At 63.0% G+C, this 14,818-nt stretch carries 13 protein-coding genes, 1 tRNA gene and 1 riboswitch; of the genes, 3 read left to right on the top strand and 11 right to left on the bottom strand.

Annotation, left to right across the window (positions count from 1 at the left end; genetic code table 11):
- Positions 1 to 10 precede the first annotated feature (10 nt).
- Positions 11 to 2,182, bottom strand: a complete 2,172-nt coding sequence (locus OKW30_RS15515) for a TonB-dependent receptor (protein ID WP_429347051.1) — start codon at positions 2,180 to 2,182, stop codon at positions 11 to 13.
- 309 nt (positions 2,183 to 2,491) lie between these two features.
- Between OKW30_RS15515 and OKW30_RS15510 the strand changes: the two genes are divergently transcribed.
- From OKW30_RS15510 to OKW30_RS15500, 3 genes are all read left to right on the top strand, one after another.
- The gene (locus OKW30_RS15510; protein WP_184067362.1) at positions 2,492 to 3,208 is read left to right on the top strand and encodes an acid phosphatase; all 717 of its coding nucleotides are present in this window, start codon (positions 2,492 to 2,494) and stop codon (positions 3,206 to 3,208) included.
- A gap of 148 nt (positions 3,209 to 3,356) precedes the next feature.
- Entirely contained in the window at positions 3,357 to 4,079 is a 723-nt protein-coding gene (locus tag OKW30_RS15505) for a response regulator transcription factor (protein WP_184067365.1), read from the top strand.
- The gene (locus OKW30_RS15500) at positions 4,057 to 5,439 is read left to right on the top strand and encodes a sensor histidine kinase (RefSeq protein WP_429347050.1); all 1,383 of its coding nucleotides are present in this window, start codon (positions 4,057 to 4,059) and stop codon (positions 5,437 to 5,439) included. Before OKW30_RS15505 ends, OKW30_RS15500 begins: the two co-directional genes overlap by 23 nt.
- A gap of 100 nt (positions 5,440 to 5,539) precedes the next feature.
- Here OKW30_RS15500 and OKW30_RS15495 read toward each other — a convergent pair whose 3' ends face one another.
- The 10 genes from OKW30_RS15495 to ydfG form a co-directional block, all read right to left on the bottom strand.
- Positions 5,540 to 7,282 (bottom strand): hypothetical protein, encoded by a 1,743-nt coding sequence (locus OKW30_RS15495; protein ID WP_429347049.1) that lies wholly within the window; start codon positions 7,280 to 7,282, stop codon positions 5,540 to 5,542.
- A 328-nt stretch (positions 7,283 to 7,610) separates the two neighbouring features.
- A tRNA-Lys gene (locus OKW30_RS15490) sits at positions 7,611 to 7,686 on the bottom strand.
- A 183-nt stretch (positions 7,687 to 7,869) separates the two neighbouring features.
- Entirely contained in the window at positions 7,870 to 8,619 is a 750-nt protein-coding gene (gene ybgF / locus OKW30_RS15485) for a tol-pal system protein YbgF (protein WP_184034372.1), read from the bottom strand.
- A gap of 20 nt (positions 8,620 to 8,639) precedes the next feature.
- Positions 8,640 to 9,146 carry a peptidoglycan-associated lipoprotein Pal gene (gene pal, locus OKW30_RS15480; protein ID WP_184067373.1) on the bottom strand — a complete coding sequence of 169 codons (507 nt, stop codon included), beginning with the start codon at positions 9,144 to 9,146 and terminating at the stop codon, positions 8,640 to 8,642.
- Positions 9,147 to 9,178: 32 nt separating this feature from the next.
- Positions 9,179 to 10,471, bottom strand: coding sequence for a Tol-Pal system beta propeller repeat protein TolB (gene tolB, locus OKW30_RS15475; protein WP_184067376.1), 1,293 nt, complete (start codon positions 10,469 to 10,471; stop codon positions 9,179 to 9,181).
- A gap of 139 nt (positions 10,472 to 10,610) precedes the next feature.
- Positions 10,611 to 11,648: a cell envelope integrity protein TolA gene (gene tolA, locus OKW30_RS15470; RefSeq protein ID WP_429347048.1), complete on the bottom strand. Its 1,038-nt coding sequence runs from the start codon at positions 11,646 to 11,648 to the stop codon at positions 10,611 to 10,613.
- Positions 11,645 to 12,091: a protein TolR gene (gene tolR, locus OKW30_RS15465; RefSeq protein WP_026225609.1), complete on the bottom strand. Its 447-nt coding sequence runs from the start codon at positions 12,089 to 12,091 to the stop codon at positions 11,645 to 11,647. The genes tolA and tolR overlap by 4 nt, the downstream gene beginning before the upstream one ends.
- A 10-nt stretch (positions 12,092 to 12,101) precedes the next feature.
- A complete protein-coding gene (gene tolQ, locus OKW30_RS15460; protein WP_090803171.1) occupies positions 12,102 to 12,779 on the bottom strand; it encodes a protein TolQ in 678 nt (225 codons plus the stop codon).
- A gap of 187 nt (positions 12,780 to 12,966) precedes the next feature.
- Positions 12,967 to 13,431 carry a tol-pal system-associated acyl-CoA thioesterase gene (gene ybgC, locus OKW30_RS15455; protein ID WP_184055415.1) on the bottom strand — a complete coding sequence of 155 codons (465 nt, stop codon included), beginning with the start codon at positions 13,429 to 13,431 and terminating at the stop codon, positions 12,967 to 12,969.
- A 205-nt stretch (positions 13,432 to 13,636) separates the two neighbouring features.
- Positions 13,637 to 14,383, bottom strand: coding sequence for a bifunctional NADP-dependent 3-hydroxy acid dehydrogenase/3-hydroxypropionate dehydrogenase YdfG (gene ydfG, locus OKW30_RS15450; RefSeq protein WP_184067382.1), 747 nt, complete (start codon positions 14,381 to 14,383; stop codon positions 13,637 to 13,639).
- A 247-nt stretch (positions 14,384 to 14,630) separates the two neighbouring features.
- Positions 14,631 to 14,757: riboswitch (ZMP/ZTP riboswitch) on the top strand.
- The last annotated feature ends 61 nt before the right edge of the window (positions 14,758 to 14,818 follow it).

Here is a 14,818-nt window from a genome sequence, read left to right as displayed (position 1 = left end):
GAAGCTCCGTTCAGAAATCGGTGGACAGCGTCGCGACGAACGCGCGGCCCGGGATGGTCCAGTAAAGCGGTGTGTTGTCCGCGACGGTGTAGCCGGCCAGCGCATTGATGCTGGTGCGGTTGAAAAGGTTGTCGATCTGGAAGCCGAGGCGCGTGTCATGCGTCCACGGTGCGAGTCGGGCAAACGTGTACGAGCTGGCGAAGTTGGTGATCGCATAGCCGCCGATCGGCTGGGTGTTGCCGGTATCGCCATACTGATGGCCGACGAACTTCATCAGCAACGAACCGTTGAGCGGCCCGCGTTCGTAGAGCACGCCGGCGGCGGCCGTCGATTGCGGCGCGTTCGGCATCCACGTATTGGTGCTCTTCTGTTTGGCCGAATTGAAGGTCAGATTGCCGTACAGGCTGAAGCCGTCGCCGACCGACAAGGTCGCTTCGGTTTCGACGCCCTTGTAGGTCGCACCACCCGCATTCGAGAAGATCACGTTGTTGCCGACCGTGCGGCTCGTCACCGCGTTGCGGAAGTTGATGTAGTACAGATCGGCGGCGACGGTCAGACGCCCCGTTTTGTACGTCGTGCCGATCTGGTAGTTGTCGGTCTGTTCCGGATCGGGTTGTCCCGAGACGGTCGGATCGTTGACATAGAACACGTTCAGGTTCGGCGCGAGAAAGCCCTGCGCGTACTGCGCATACGCGCTCCATTGCGGTGTGATCTGCTGGTGCAGCGTCAACGACGGCAGCACCTTGTCCCACGTGTGGCTGAAATCGAGCGGCTCACCGGTCTTCTGGTTCATCGGCGTATCGATGCTGCGGTTGAACGACACGTACTTGAGTCCCGGCGTAATCGTCAAACCGTTCTGCAGTTGCCAGGCGTATTGCAGATACGGCTGAAACGTCAGCATCGTGTCGTTCATCGTGAAGTTCTGCGAGATGAACGCGAAGTTCAGCGACGAATCGACATTGAAGTTGTCGCGGAAGTTGGACTGGTGTGCGATCCACATGCCGGTCTGCAGCTTGCCGGGACCGAGCTGCCGCTCGAGCGCGAGGACGTCGCCAAACGCGCGGTAGTTGTTGTTCATTTCCTGGCCCGGCACGTTGTTCGGGCCGAAGATCGTGCCGTTTGGCGTTTCACCGTTCGGGTCCAGACCGTTGAAGCCGTTGTGGTAGTAACCGTACGTATAGAGCTTGTTGTCGATCACCCACTCGGCGACCTTCGTTTTCACGCCGATGTATTCGAAGTCCGTGTTGATCTTGTCGAAGTTGTAGCCGGCATAGGCCTGACTCGTCGGGTCGGCGCTAAGACCGAAGTTGGGACCGAACTGCTGGATCTGCGCGGCCGTCGCGCCGAGCGGCACGTTCTGGTGGATGTTGTTGTAAGTCGCGAACAGCGTGAGCAGCGTGTTGTCGCCGATCGGCTTGTCGAGCTTGAAGTAGACGTTCTGACGGCGCTGGTCCGCGTTGGTCAGATAACCGTCGCTGCTGCTCTGCGCATAGCCGACCATTGCGCGCGCATCGCCCCATTGCTGCAGATAGCCGGTATTGAACTCGGCGCCGGCCTGCCATGTGTCGAAGCTGCCGTACGAGCCGAGCACCGAGAATGCCGGCGATGCCGACGGATCCCTCGACTGCAGGCTGATCGTTCCGCCGAAGGTGGCGAAGCCGATCTGCGAAGCGTCGCCGGGACCGCGGTCGACGACGATATTGCCGAGCACCCGGTTCGAGAAAAACGACGTCGAATGATGGGTGAAGTCGTTGGTATCGCCAAACGGGATGCCGTCGAATGTCACGTTGTACTGACCGTCCTGAAAGCCGCGAATGGACAGGCTCTGCGATTCCATCAGGCCGGAGCCGTTCGGAGAAACATTCGACACGCTCGGCGCGATCTGCACGATCTCGCTGTAGTTCGCGGTCGGAGCGGTACTGTTTTCGATGTAGTGCCGGCTGATCACCGACTGCGGTTGGCTTGCGGTGAGCGAGCCTTGCGACGGCGCCTGTGCCGGTGCCGACTGCACGTTGGTGCTGGTGGCCGTGCCGCTGTTCGATGATGAGACGGCCGTGCTTTGCACGGAGCCGAGATCGCCCGAGGTCTGGGCATGCGAGATCTGTGCGCCGGTCGCGCACAGTGTGGCAAGAACGAATTGCGTCAGCGGCTTCTTTCTAAGGGGAAAACTAACCCGTTGCATGGTGCAGCATCCTTTCGCGAGTGGGGCGATGAACTGGGAGTCGAACGAGGCGGGATGCTATCAACCGTCCGTTAATGCGAAGTGATCGGTATCTTACGAATCTAATGTTGCTATTACGGATGCCCCACAACAGCGCGATTCGCACTAACGCTACGCGACGCGCTCAGGTTTGTAAGTTTGTGGACACCGCGCATTCATACGTGCGCACTAGCATCGGCAGCACCGTTCAGGCGGTGAATCACGCCTTTTCTCCTGGCGGCGATAGCGCCGTGCCACTTCGTTGCAATCTCTCTTCATTTCTCGTACACGATGAAACGCTTTACCTCCTTGCCGCTCGCGGCTTCCCTCTTCGTCGCTGCAAGTGCGGCGAGTTACGCCGCACCGTCCGCGCAGGCAAGCTATCTCGACGCCCGTCAAATTCCGCTTGGCGTGCTGCTCGCGCCACCTGCCGCCGATGGCTCCGAGCGTCAGCAAGCCGATCTCGATGCCGTGCTGAACGCGCAGCGCAGCCGCACGCCGGAGCAGGTGGCGCGCGCGAAGGCGGACGCGACCAAGTCCGTGTTCCGTTTCGCGGATGTGCTCGGACCGGACTTCAACGAAGCCGGTCTGCCGAAAACCGCTGCGCTGTTCGAAGCCGTCGATCACGATGCCGAGCGGGTCGCAAAAGGCGGCAAGCATTTCTTTAGCCGCGCGCGGCCCTTCATCGCGAGCCGCGACGTGCAACCGATCGTGCCGAAGCGGCCCGGCGACGACTACAACTCGTACCCGAGCGGTCACGCGACCTTCGGCTATCTGTGCGCGATCCTGCTCGCGCAGATGGTCCCCGAAAAGCGCGATGCGCTATTCGCGCGTGGGCGCGAATTCGGCAAGAACCGCGTCGTCGACGGCGTCCACTATCCGAGCGATGTCGAAGCGGGTCGCATCGACGGAACGCTCGTCGCAGCGGCGCTGATGGCCAATCCGGATTTTCAGCGCGACTTTGCCGATGCGAAGGCGGAAGTGCGCGCGGCACTGAAGCTCGACTAGTTGCACGTGTGAACGGTTTTCGGCTCCGCCCGGGACGCGTCATGAAGCAGCAACATGGCCATGTCATACTCCGCGCCCGCATAGGCGGCCCCCGCTATTGACGTCGCCGTTCATGCGGCGACGCACGACCACAGGAAACGACGTCCTCTTGAAAAACAGAGCAGCGATCAACTACCCCGCGGGGCGCAGACCCCGCATTCTCGTCGTCGAAGATGACGAGCGTGTGAGGCTCGAAGTCTCCACTGCGCTCGAGGACTACGAATTCGCCGTGGAAAGCGTGCCGAGCGGCCATGCCGGCCTGCTGCGCGCGCTCAACGGCGATTTCGACGCCGTCGTGCTCGACCGGATGCTGCCCGACGTGGATGGCTTGTCGATTCTGTCCACGTTGCGCAACGTCGGCAAAGAGACCCCGGTGCTGATATTGAGCGCGCTGTCAGCGGTCGACGAACGCGTGCGCGGCCTGCGCACCGGCGGCGACGATTACCTGACCAAACCGTTCGACAGTCTGGAATTGACCGCGCGCCTCAATGCGCTGCTGCGCCGCCGCTCTTCCACGGAGCAGCCGCTCATGCTGAGCGTCGGCGATCTCGTGCTCGATATTGGCACGCGCCAGGTCAGCCGGGCGGGCGAGTCGATCGAGTTGAAGCCCCGCGAGTACCAGTTGCTCAAATACCTGATGCTGCATACGGAGCAGCCGGTGACGCGCGCGATGCTGTTCGAGTCAGTCTGGAATTACCACTTCAATGCGCAGACCAACGTGATCGACATGCATATCGGTCACCTGCGCCGCAAGATCAGTATGAACGGACGGTTTTCGCTGATGATCCACACGGTTCGAAATGTCGGCTATGTCCTCCGTGCCAGCGAATAGGCGCTGGCCGCGCCTGCCGGCCAACAACGTCACCTGGCTGCTGATGGTGTTCATCAGTTGCGCGGTCGTGCTGTTCGCGATGCTCTACTGGATGATGCACACGTATCTGCTGCACGAGGTCGATGAACGGCTGCGCGGAGAAGTGGCCGAGTTCAGCTCGATCGGCCGCGCCGAGGCGATCGCCAATATCGCGGCGCTGAGCCGGCGCGACATCGCGAGCAGCCGGCCCTATGGCGTGTTCGACGAAGAAGGCCGCTGGCTCGCCGGCAATATCCGTGCGTTGCCGGCCGAGCGCGAGCGCCGGCCGTTCTACTACACGCAAGCAATGGACGACGGGCCGCCGTCGCTGGCCAGTCATTTTCGCGGCATCATCGTGCCGACGCGTAGCGGTCTGCGGGTGGTCGTCGGTCACTCGATCGACGAGATCATTCATTTCGACCATACGCTCGTGAAGATCCTGTGCCTCGGGCTCATGCTGACGATTCTGCTTGCCGTGGGCTGCGGCGCCGCGCTTCACGCGATGTCGAACCGACGTATCCGCTCGATGAGTCTGACGGCGCGCGAGATCATGGCGGGCCAGTTGAGCCGGCGTCTGTCGAATCGCGGCACGCATCACGATCTCGATCGTCTCGCGGAAATCGTCAACCTGATGCTCGATGAAATCGAGCGGCTGGTGGCCGAAGTGCGCGGCGTGTGCGCGGGCATCGCGCACGATCTGCGCACGCCGATGACGCATCTGCGCGCGGGCCTCGAACGCACGCGGCGGCGCTCGCATACCGTCGACGACTACACGAGCGCCGTCGACACCGCGATCGCGCAATCGGACGTTGTGCTGAACCGTTTCACCGCGCTATTGAGGATCGCGGAGGTCGAAGCGGATGTCAGACGCGCGAGCTTCTGCGACGTGTCGCTGGACACCATCCTGCGCGACGTCGCGGAGTTGTACGAGCCGGTCGCGGAGAACCGTCGTTTGTCCGTCGCGGTGCTTGCGTCCAAACCAGTTTTCGCGCGCGGCGACGTGGATCTGCTGTTCGGCGCTATCGAGAATCTGCTCGATAACGCGCTGAAGTTTACGCCCGGTGGCGGCGCGGTGACGCTGCAAGCAACGCTTGAAGCGGGAAGGCCCGTCGTGCAGGTCGCGGATACTGGACCCGGTATCGAGGCAGGTGAGCGCGATGCTGTCCTGCGTCCGTTCTATCGCAGCAGAAACGGGCAGGAGGCGGCGACTTCGGGGCATGGCGTCGGCTTGAGTCTCGTGGCCGCGATCGCGCGGGTGCACGAGGCCGTCGTGGAGATTCACGACAACACGCCAGGCTGCAGGATCGTGTTGCGGTTCAATGCGGGACTGCCGGCGCGTTGAGGCGAGACGGCGATTGCTCGTGACGGATTTTACGTTGGAGCGTGCAAGAAAAAACGACCTGCCGGATGGCAGGTCGTTTCTTTTGAATCTACTAACCCGCTCAGGACTTCGGCACGAGTGCGACGCCGCGCAGCGCCTGGCCATACGGCGCGGTCTGCATCACGGTGAAACCCTGCGTCGAGCTCACCGTCGAACCGTTGATGCTCACGGTGATCTTGACGAGCTGGTTCGAGTCGGCGCCCGCATCGAACGCGGCGCCGAGGCTGTTGCCGATCGTCGAGGTCACCGCGTAGATCGTGAACGAACCGTCGCTGTTGACCTGGCCCGTGATGTTGCGCAAGCCGTCAGGCGTCGTCGTATAGCTCGCGCCCTTCGTACCGTACGCGCCGGTCGTGTCCGTCACCGTGTAGGCCGTGCCGAGGTTCAGGCCGGTCGTCAGGTTGGCGAGCGGCATCCACGTGCCGTTCTGGTTCTGATAGACCCACAGGCCGCCGCTGCCGCTCACCTGGTCGCCCGGCGTGCCGTCGCCTTCGTCGGCGACGAACATGATCGACGGATTCGACGCGGGGATCCACATCCCGAACGGATAGACCGTGCCGGTCACCTGGCTAGGCGACGTGAGCGCCGTCAGGTTGGTCGCGAGGGTCGTCGGGAAACCAGGCACGATCGTCGTCGCGGCGTTTTGCGGCAACTTGCCGCCATTGGCGAGCGCGCCGGTCGCGCCCACCTGGTACACGGTGTTCACGCCATTGCCGCCGCTGCCCTTCGAGACGTACATCGTGCCGTCCGGGCCGACGAACAGGCCGCGCAGGTTGACGTCCTTGCCGGTTTTGTCGGCGGCGGTCGCGGGCGTCGTCGGCAGGCTCGCGATCGAGAAGCCGAACTGGTCGCCGGTCGAGCTGCCGCCCGTGATCGAACCCATCGATGCCAGCGAGCACGCCGTTCCCGCCGGTGCGACCGCGTACGTGCCGGTGCCCGTGCCGGACTGGAATGCGCCGATCACTTGCGTGAACGCGCATTGGCTGCCCGGAGAGATGCTTTGCACGCCGGTGTTCATCGTCAGCATGTCGAGCTGGGCCGTCGTCGGCTTCGGATTCTTGCCCGAATTGCCGGCATTGCCGACGATGTAGTACATGCCGTTGGCGAGCACGGCCGCGCGGCTGTTGTTGCCGGCGTACGCGTTGGTGTTCGTGAACGACAGGCTGTTATCGGCGAAATTCAGCTGCGCGACGGTACGGTAGGTAGGCGTTGCGATGTCGGTGTTGGTCGTGTCGACCACGCCCGGCGTATTCGTGTTCGAGATATCGGCCTGGTCGATCGACGTGTTGTAGCCGGTGAAGGTCAGCGATTTCTGATCCAGCGAGACGTTCAGCGCGAGTTCCGACTTCGAGGCGAAGCTGGTGGCGAAATTCACGTTGCTTTTCGCGGCCTGGGCGGTGATGTCCAGCGTTTGCGACGGGCTCGTCGCGTTCGGTGCCCACTGATCCAGATACGCTTCCGACGTCACGCCGAAGTTGGCGTCGTTCGCGTCGTTGGTGAACACATTCGGAAAGGTGCCCGGCGTGACTGCGGTCACGGGGGCTGCATTGGTGGTCGTGGGCGTCGCGTTATAAGGCAGCGTGCCGCTCAGAGCGAACGCCGGGTCATAGGCTGTGCGCGAGACCAGCAGGTTGCCAGTCGCGTAGTTGCTGGCGGAAGTCGAGGGCGTCGTCGTCGTGGCCGGGGTACTGCTCGTGGTGCCTTGCGGCGCGCTCGTGCTCGACGGGTTTTGGGTGCTGCCGCCGCAGCCGTAGATGGCGGAGATCAGAACCGCGATCGGAAGCGCCTTCAGGGTGGTTTGCATTCTGTGTGTTTGGGTAGGGTGGGTGAAATTTTTTGAAAGTTGCAGCCGGTATTGCAAGTCGCGAGGCTACAAACCACCCGTGGCACAAACATGAATCGAAAATTACTAAAAAGATAAGAATGCGCTGGCGCGTTGGCGCGATGTCGTTGCGGGATGCCTGGTTTTTTGGGGCGGCGTTGGAGGGCGGAGGGCAGTGCCTGAACGGAAGGCTACGTTGAGGCGGGCGGGAAGAGGCGGCTCGTTTGCCGCGCGCGTACCTGTTTGCACACGCGGGCAAAGGAAAAAGAAAAGGGCCGACATGCTTTCGCATGTCAGCCCTCGAATCTTTTGGTAGGCCGTACGGGATTCGAACCTGTGACCAACGGATTAAAAGTCCGCTGCTCTACCAGCTGAGCTAACGACCCAAAAGAGAAGCGAAATTATATCGGCGCACCAATGCCCTGTCAACTCGGCAAGACCGTCGCCCAAAATGAAAAGCCCGGGCATCACTACCCGGGCTTTCCAGCGAGAGGCGCGCGTGGCTATCACTTCGGACACTGCGCGTTACTGCCAACTACATCAAAACGTGATCAATCCAACACCACGATCTACTTGATCTGCGACAGCTTGTTCTGCGCCGACTGCGCGACGTCCGAGCCGGCGTATTGCGCGACGATCTGCTCGAGCGTCTTTTTCGCCGCGGCCTTCTGGCCTTGTTCGAGCTGATTGTTCGCGATCGCGAGCAGCGCTTCAGGTGCACGCGGATGCTGCGGATAGTTCTTCACGACACCTTGCCAGACCGTCGTCGAACCCTTGTAGTCGCGCAGTGCATACAGCGCGTTGCCGAGCCAGTATTGCGCGGTCGGCTGATAGGGGCTGTTCGGATATTTGGAGATGAAGCTGCGGAACGATGCCGCCGCGTTCTTGAAGTCGCCGCTGCGGAATTGCTGTGAAGCCGCGTTGAACGCATCGGTTTCACCCGGCTGCACCTCGCCCTGGACGCCGTCCACCGTCTGTTGCTGCGGCTCGAATTTCTTCAGGCGCGTGTCGAGATCGGTGTAGTAGTCCTTCTGCTGCTTTTGCAGCGTCGTGAGCTGGTTCGCCATGTCCTCGTTCTGTCCGCGCAGCGTCGCGACCTGCTGGTTGAGCTGGTCGAGACGGTTGGACTGATCGAGGATCGTGCGTTGCGCCGCCGATAGCTGGCTCGACAGACTATCGGTCTTCGAGCGCAGATCGAGAATGGCCTGGCGGGCCTGATCGTCGTCGAACATGCCCGCATGGGCGGGCACGGCCGTGAGGGCCGTGCCTGCGACGCAGGCCGCTGCGGCAAACCGCAGCCAGGAGAAACGATGCGTCATTCGGCTCACCACCCGTTGACTTACTGTTGATACGCGAGGTCGGCGCGGCGGTTCTGTGCCCACGACGCTTCGTCATGACCCGTTGCCAGCGGCTTTTCCTTGCCGAGGCTCACGGCCTCCATTTGCGAATCCGACACGCCCATCAGCGACAGCGAACGACGCACGGCTTCAGCACGCTTCTGGCCGAGTGCGAGGTTGTATTCGCTGGTGCCGCGCTCGTCGGTGTTGCCCTGGATCAGCACGTGACGCTGCGGGTGGCTCTTCAGATATTGCGCGTGTTGTTGCAGCAGCGGTTGATAGTCATCCTTCACCGAGTAGCTGTCGAAGTCGAAGTAGATGCTGCGCTTCGCGAGCGGGCTGTTCGGATCGTTCAGCGGGTCGACGTTGACCGTCGCGACGTCGGTCGGGTTCGGTTGGGCCGAGCCTGCGCCCTTGTTGGCGTTTTCGTCGAGCTTGACGCCCGAGTGACATGCGGCCAGTGCACCGACCATCACGACGGCGAATGCGAAACGAAGTTTGGACATCATTTGATTACTCTCCTTGTGTTATTGCATCAACGTTATTGCATAAACGGGCCCCAGGACGGCTCGCGTACGCTGCCCCCCTGAACGGACAGGACCTGCCGAGTGCGACCGTCGGTCGATACTGCGGCCAACACGCCACGGCCGTTCACCTGAGTGGCGTAAAGAATGTACTGACCGTTCGCCGCGAAGCTCGGCGATTCGTCATGTGTCGTGTCCGTCAGGCCCGTGGCGGATCCGCCTTGCAGGTCCTGGATGTACAGCTTGAATGCACCGCCGACGCGCGAGATGTAGGCAAGCTCCTTGCCGTCAGGACTCACACGCGGGCTGGTGTTGTAGCTGCCCGTAAACGTGACGCGTTGCGCGCCGCCCGCGCTTTCACCTTGCGCCGGCATCTTGTAGATCTGCGGTGCGCCGCCGCGGTCGCTCGTGAAATAGATCCACTGACCGTCAGGAGAGTAGGTCGGCTCGGTGTCGATCGAGCTGCCTTGCGTCAGACGACGCAGACCGCTGCCGTCCGCGTTGACCGCGAAAATCTGCGTATTGCCGGTACGCGACAGCGCGACGGCGAGCGTGCGGCCATCCGGCGACCACGCCGGCGCACTGTTGTTGCCCTTCTGGTCCGATACGACGATGCGCCGGCCCGTGGGCAGGTCGTGGATATAGACGATCGGCTTCTTCTTCTCGAACGACACGTAAGCGACCTTGGTGCCGTCGGGCGACCAGGCCGGCGAGATGATCGGCTCGGGGCTCGACAGCGCGATGTGCGCGTCCTGACCGTCCGAATCCGAGATCTGCAGCTGGTAGCGGTTGCCCGACTTGATCACATACGACAGGCGCGTGGCGAACACGCCGCGACTGCCCATCAGCTTGGCGTAAATATAGTCCGCGACCTTGTGCGCGCTCATGCGCAGACCGCTTTCCGGGCTCACCAGCACGAGGCCGCCGAGGCTTTCGCCCTTGACCGTGTCGTACAGCTTGAAGCGCACTTCGTACTGGCCGTTCGGCAGGCGGTTCACGCTGCCCGCGACGAACGCGTTGGCGCCTTTCGCCTTCCATGCGCCGAGGTCGACGGAATCGGTCTCGGACACCGGCGTCGAGCCTGCGTCGATATTCGTAAATTTGCCGCTGCGTTGCAGATCCTGACGCACGATCGTGCTGACCTGCTGCGGGGAGTTCGCTTCATTGGCGAAATTCGCCGTTGCGATCGGAAACTGAGTGGATCCGACGCCCGTCACGAGGACGTTGAGTTGTGCGTTGGCGGCGCCGCCGACGGCGATCAGGCACGTTGCCACGAGGGTTCGCAGGCCTAGCTTGGTCATCAAACTCATGCTGTATGGGTTCCTCAAAAACGGTTTTACTTAATACTCGAAGACAGCAGACAGACCGGAAAACGGCTATTTCGTTCCCGCGCAACGCCGCGCCGGGTGGGGCGCGGCGTTGGCCGCCGGTCGGCTGTCAGCCTGCACATCAAGCCGCCGGACGCAGCGTGATAGTGAAGTAGTCCGGCGTCTTGCCATTGACGTCCCGAGGCATCGGATCGGAGGCTTTCACCGCCCGCAACGCGGCGGCATCCCACGCGGCGTTGCCGCTGCTGCGGGTAATGTTTGCGCTCAGCTGATTGCCGTCCGGCGAACAACGCACGGCGATCACGGTCTCGAGACCTTCCGTTTCGCCGCCCCAGTTCACATGCTGAAGCACCAGCCGTCGTACCTTGTCCGCGTAACCCGGCGATGCCGCCGTGCCGCCCGAGCCGCTACCCGTTCCGCTCTTGCCCAGGCCGTTGCTGCTCGAACTGCTGCCGCCCACGCCGCCGGCCAGACCCTGCATCTGCGCAAGCCGCGCGCGACGTTCGTTGTCGAGCTGCTTTTTCGCCTGCGCGGCCGCATCGGCTTGCGCCTTGGCCTTCGCCGCTTTCTCCGCCTCAGCCTTCTTCTGCGCTTCTGCCTGAGCCTGCTTTTGCTGCTGCTCCTGCTGTTCTTTCAGTTGCTGTTGCTTCTGCTGCTCGGCGAGCTGCTGTTGCTTGAGCTTCTCGGCCTGCTGCTGTTGCTGCTGTTGCGCCTGCTGCTGTTTGAGCTTCGCGGCCTTCTGCGCCGCGAGCTGGGCCGCCTGTTCGGCCGCCAGCTGTTGCTGCCGCTTCGCTTCCGCTTCCTGCTGCTCTTTCAGCTTCAACTGGCGCTGCTGTTCGGCCAGTTGGGCCGCGCGAGCCGCTTCCTGCTGCTGGCGCTTCTTTTCCTGCAGCGCGATGTCGGCCTGTTCGTCGCGCACGGGCGGAGCAGGGGCGACCGGCGTGGGCGGCGGCGTGACGACGGGACGCGGAATCGCCGAATCCGGCACCTCTGTCCACAGTTCCGCCTGCTCGCCCTCGGGCGTGCTGTTCTGCCATTGGATGCCGCGATACAGGAAGAATCCGAGCAGCGCATGCATCACCAGCGCGAACAGAAAAGCTCGCCCGGTGCCGCGTTCACGCGGCGGCTGAAGCGGGTATTCGGAGTTCTTGCGGATCATTGCGATTTGACGAGCAATCCGACGCGCTTGACGCCCCGAGCCTTCAGCTCGGACATCACGTTCATCACGACTTCGTATTTCACGGTTTTGTCGGCGGCGATCACGACGGGCTGATCGGGGTGCGATTGTGCCCGATCGGCGATGAAACCGTTGAGGCCAGCCTTCGTCATGTCTTCCTGCTGCTGCGTGCCGGAGTCGTCCTTGTACTTGACGCTCATATTGCCGTCCGCGCGGATGTTGACGATGACGGGCGGCGTCTGCTGTTGGGGCGCCGCGCCGCCGACGGTCGGCAGATTGACGATCGACGGCGCGACGAGCGGCGCCGTGACCATGAAGATCACTAGCAGCACGAGCATCACGTCGATGTACGGCACGACGTTGATGTCGGCCATTGCGCGACGCGAGCGCGAGCCGCGCATGCTGGAGGAACGGGAGCCTGCCATCATGGCCTCCTCAGTGTGCCTGGCGCTGCAGGATGTTCGAGAACTCTTCGATGAAGGTTTCGAAACGGATCGCCAGACGGTCGATGTCGTGCGCGTAGCGGTTGTAGGCGACCACGGCCGGAATTGCGGCGAACAGGCCGATCGCGGTGGCGGTCAGGGCCTCGGCGATGCCCGGCGCGACGTTCGCGAGCGTGGCCTGCTGCACGTTGGCGAGGCCGCGGAACGCATTCATGATCCCCCACACCGTGCCGAACAGACCGATATACGGGCTGACCGAACCGACCGACGCGAGGAACGCCAGATTCGCTTCGAGAACGTCCATTTCGCGTTGGAACGCCGCGCGCATCGCGCGCCGGGCGCCGTCGAGAATCGCGCCCGAATCGTTCAGGCGCTTCTCTTTGCCCTTCAGGAATTCCCGCATGCCGGACTCGAAAATCCGCTCGAGCGCGCCGATCCTGTGACGGTTGTTCGCGGCGCTCTGATACAGCGCCTGCAGGTCGCCGCCCGACCAGAAATCACGCTCGAAGCGTTCAGTTTGCGCGCGCGCCCGGCGAATCGCAAACCACTTGCGGAAGATGAAAGTCCAGGAGAGTAGCGACAGCAACAGCAGCAGAGCCATGACGGCCTGGGCCAGCAGGCTCGCGTTGAGTACGAGTGAAACGATCGACAGATCTTGTGTAGTGTTCATAAAGGTTCGTTTTAACGTCCCGGAAAGGGGGCGTCCGGCTGCAAGGCCGCTTCAAGCTTGCCGTGGGCAAAACGGAAGCTTCGGCGATATCGAAGCCGAACCATGCTTTGTGTTACCTGACCGGTATGAGTTCACTGGCCCCGTAACAACGAGGCTCAGGGATCGTCCGTTGACATGCCGCCGTCGTTCAGTCAGCGCTCTCGCTAGTGCCCGGCCCGTGCCGCAGCGCGGCGAGAACCGACGGCGGGATCGCGGCTGGCCGCAGCGTCGCGCGGTCCACACAGCCAATCCGGACCGAACCGGTGGCAAGCAGCGTGCCTTCGCGCCATGCTTCCTGCACGAAGTCTACCGAAGCTCGGCCAAGACGCTCGATCCGGCTGATAATTTTCACGATGTCGTCGAGTCGGGCCGGAGCCCGGTAATCGACCGCGGTACTGCGCACGATGAAAATCGCGTCGTTTTCTTCCGCAAGCCGGTGCTGGTCGACGCCGCACGCGCGCAGCCATTCGGTGCGAGCGCGTTCGAAAAACTTCAGGTAATTGGCGTAAAACACGATGCCGCCGGCGTCGGTATCTTCGTAGTACACGCGGATGGGCCACGTATAGCCGATTTCCGTGCCTGGCTGGCTGGTCGACATATTCATGCGGCGCATTCTACCGGAACGCACAACCCGGGGTCTGTTTCGAAGTGTGAGTTGCTTGTGGCGGGCGTCGGCGGCGATGGGAGCCGGCTTTGCCGGCCGGGCCGGGCCGGGACTGGCGGAGCGGGCTATCGACGTGCCGCAGAAGAAAGCCAGCACGATGATGGGCGGCGGCGCGACCAACGGTAGCGGCGGCCGCGGCCGCCCGCCTTCAAACTCAGCTGCGATGCACGGACAGACCGGCGAACGACTGCGCGACCGGCATCAGCTCGATCGTGTTGATGTTGACGTGGGCTGGGCGCGTGGCGATCCAGTAGATGGAATCGGCGATGTCTTCGGCCGTCAGCGGCTGCACGTTTTCGTAGACCTTGGCGGCCTTGTCGTCGTCGCCGCGATATCGCACGTTCGAGAATTCGGTGCCGCCGCACAGACCCGGCTCGATGTCGGTCACGCGCAGCGCCGTGCCGGCGAGGTCGGCGCGCAGGTTCAGGCTGAACTGGCGCACGAACGCCTTGGTCGCGCCGTACACGTTGCCGCCCGCGTACGGCCAGCGGCCCGCCACCGAACCCAGATTGAAGATATGCCCGCGATTGCGCTCGACCATGCCGGGCAACAGCGCATGCGTGACCTGCGCGAGGCCCGTGCAATTGGTCTCGATCATGGTGTTCCATTCATCGAGACTTGCCTTGTGAGCCGGCTCGGTGCCGAGCGCGAGGCCGGCGTTGTTGACGAGCACGTCGATCGCGGCGAAGTCCGCCGGCAGCGAGGCGGGCACGGCTTCGACGGCGGCGCGATCGCGCACGTCGAGCTCGTACGGCAGCAGCGCGTCGCCGAGCTCGTCGGCGAGTGCTTGCAGACGGTCCTTGCGGCGTGCAGTGGCGACGACGCGATGGCCGCCCTTGACGAACGAGCGGGCGATGGCGGCGCCGAATCCGGCCGACGCTCCTGTGACAAACACGATCATTGCAGTTCCCTGGTCGGTAAGAGACAAAGGCCCAAAGCCTACTTCCAATGGCACGATGCGGCAAGGATGCACGAGCCGGATCGGCGGCTGCCGCGGCGGCGCGCAACGGGTGCGCGGCGCGACCGGCGCGCTTTCCTCAGATGGTTGCGCAGCGGGGCCGCCAAACCGTCCGGAGGCCCCGCCAGCGGCCGCCGGAGCACCCGCAAGTCGGTTGCCTATTCGGGCCTCTTCCAATACACTAACGCGCTCGACCCTGCGTGACTGGCGATAGAACCGAGTCGTCCGACTCAGCCGATTCAACCAATCGGGTTCAAGGTGGAACAACCCACCGTGAAGCGCAGGGTGCCGTTTTGCCGTTCGCCTGGGCAGCCGTGAACCGCGCGCATTAATCTGCGCTGACGGTGGCTGGCTCGCCTCGCGTGTGCGGCGACTCTC

Origin of the sequence: Paraburkholderia sp. Clong3, from assembly GCF_050436485.1 — a bacterium.
In the GTDB taxonomy this organism is placed as follows: Bacteria; Pseudomonadota; Gammaproteobacteria; order Burkholderiales; family Burkholderiaceae; genus Paraburkholderia; species Paraburkholderia tuberum.
Note: the sequence above shows the minus strand (reverse complement) of the source record. Positions and strands in the feature narration are given on the sequence as shown.

Bases quoted from the DNA above. Each gene is read 5' to 3' on its own strand.
- ybgF (WP_184034372.1), bottom strand. From the start codon at position 8,619: ATGACGCATCGTTTCTCCTGGCTGCGGTTTGCCGCAGCGGCCTGCGTC.
- tolR (WP_026225609.1), bottom strand. From the start codon at position 12,091: ATGGCAGGCTCCCGTTCCTCCAGCATGCGCGGCTCGCGCTCGCGTCGC.
- ybgC (WP_184055415.1), bottom strand. From the start codon at position 13,431: ATGCGCCGCATGAATATGTCGACCAGCCAGCCAGGCACGGAAATCGGC.
- OKW30_RS15500 (WP_429347050.1), top strand. From the start codon at position 4,057: ATGTCCTCCGTGCCAGCGAATAGGCGCTGGCCGCGCCTGCCGGCCAAC.
- pal (WP_184067373.1), bottom strand. From the start codon at position 9,146: ATGATGTCCAAACTTCGTTTCGCATTCGCCGTCGTGATGGTCGGTGCA.
- OKW30_RS15495 (WP_429347049.1), bottom strand. From the start codon at position 7,282: ATGCAAACCACCCTGAAGGCGCTTCCGATCGCGGTTCTGATCTCCGCC.
- tolB (WP_184067376.1), bottom strand. From the start codon at position 10,471: ATGAGTTTGATGACCAAGCTAGGCCTGCGAACCCTCGTGGCAACGTGC.
- OKW30_RS15515 (WP_429347051.1), bottom strand. From the start codon at position 2,182: ATGCAACGGGTTAGTTTTCCCCTTAGAAAGAAGCCGCTGACGCAATTC.
- ydfG (WP_184067382.1), bottom strand. From the start codon at position 14,383: ATGATCGTGTTTGTCACAGGAGCGTCGGCCGGATTCGGCGCCGCCATC.
- OKW30_RS15510 (WP_184067362.1), top strand. From the start codon at position 2,492: ATGAAACGCTTTACCTCCTTGCCGCTCGCGGCTTCCCTCTTCGTCGCT.
- tolA (WP_429347048.1), bottom strand. From the start codon at position 11,648: ATGATCCGCAAGAACTCCGAATACCCGCTTCAGCCGCCGCGTGAACGC.
- tolQ (WP_090803171.1), bottom strand. From the start codon at position 12,779: ATGAACACTACACAAGATCTGTCGATCGTTTCACTCGTACTCAACGCG.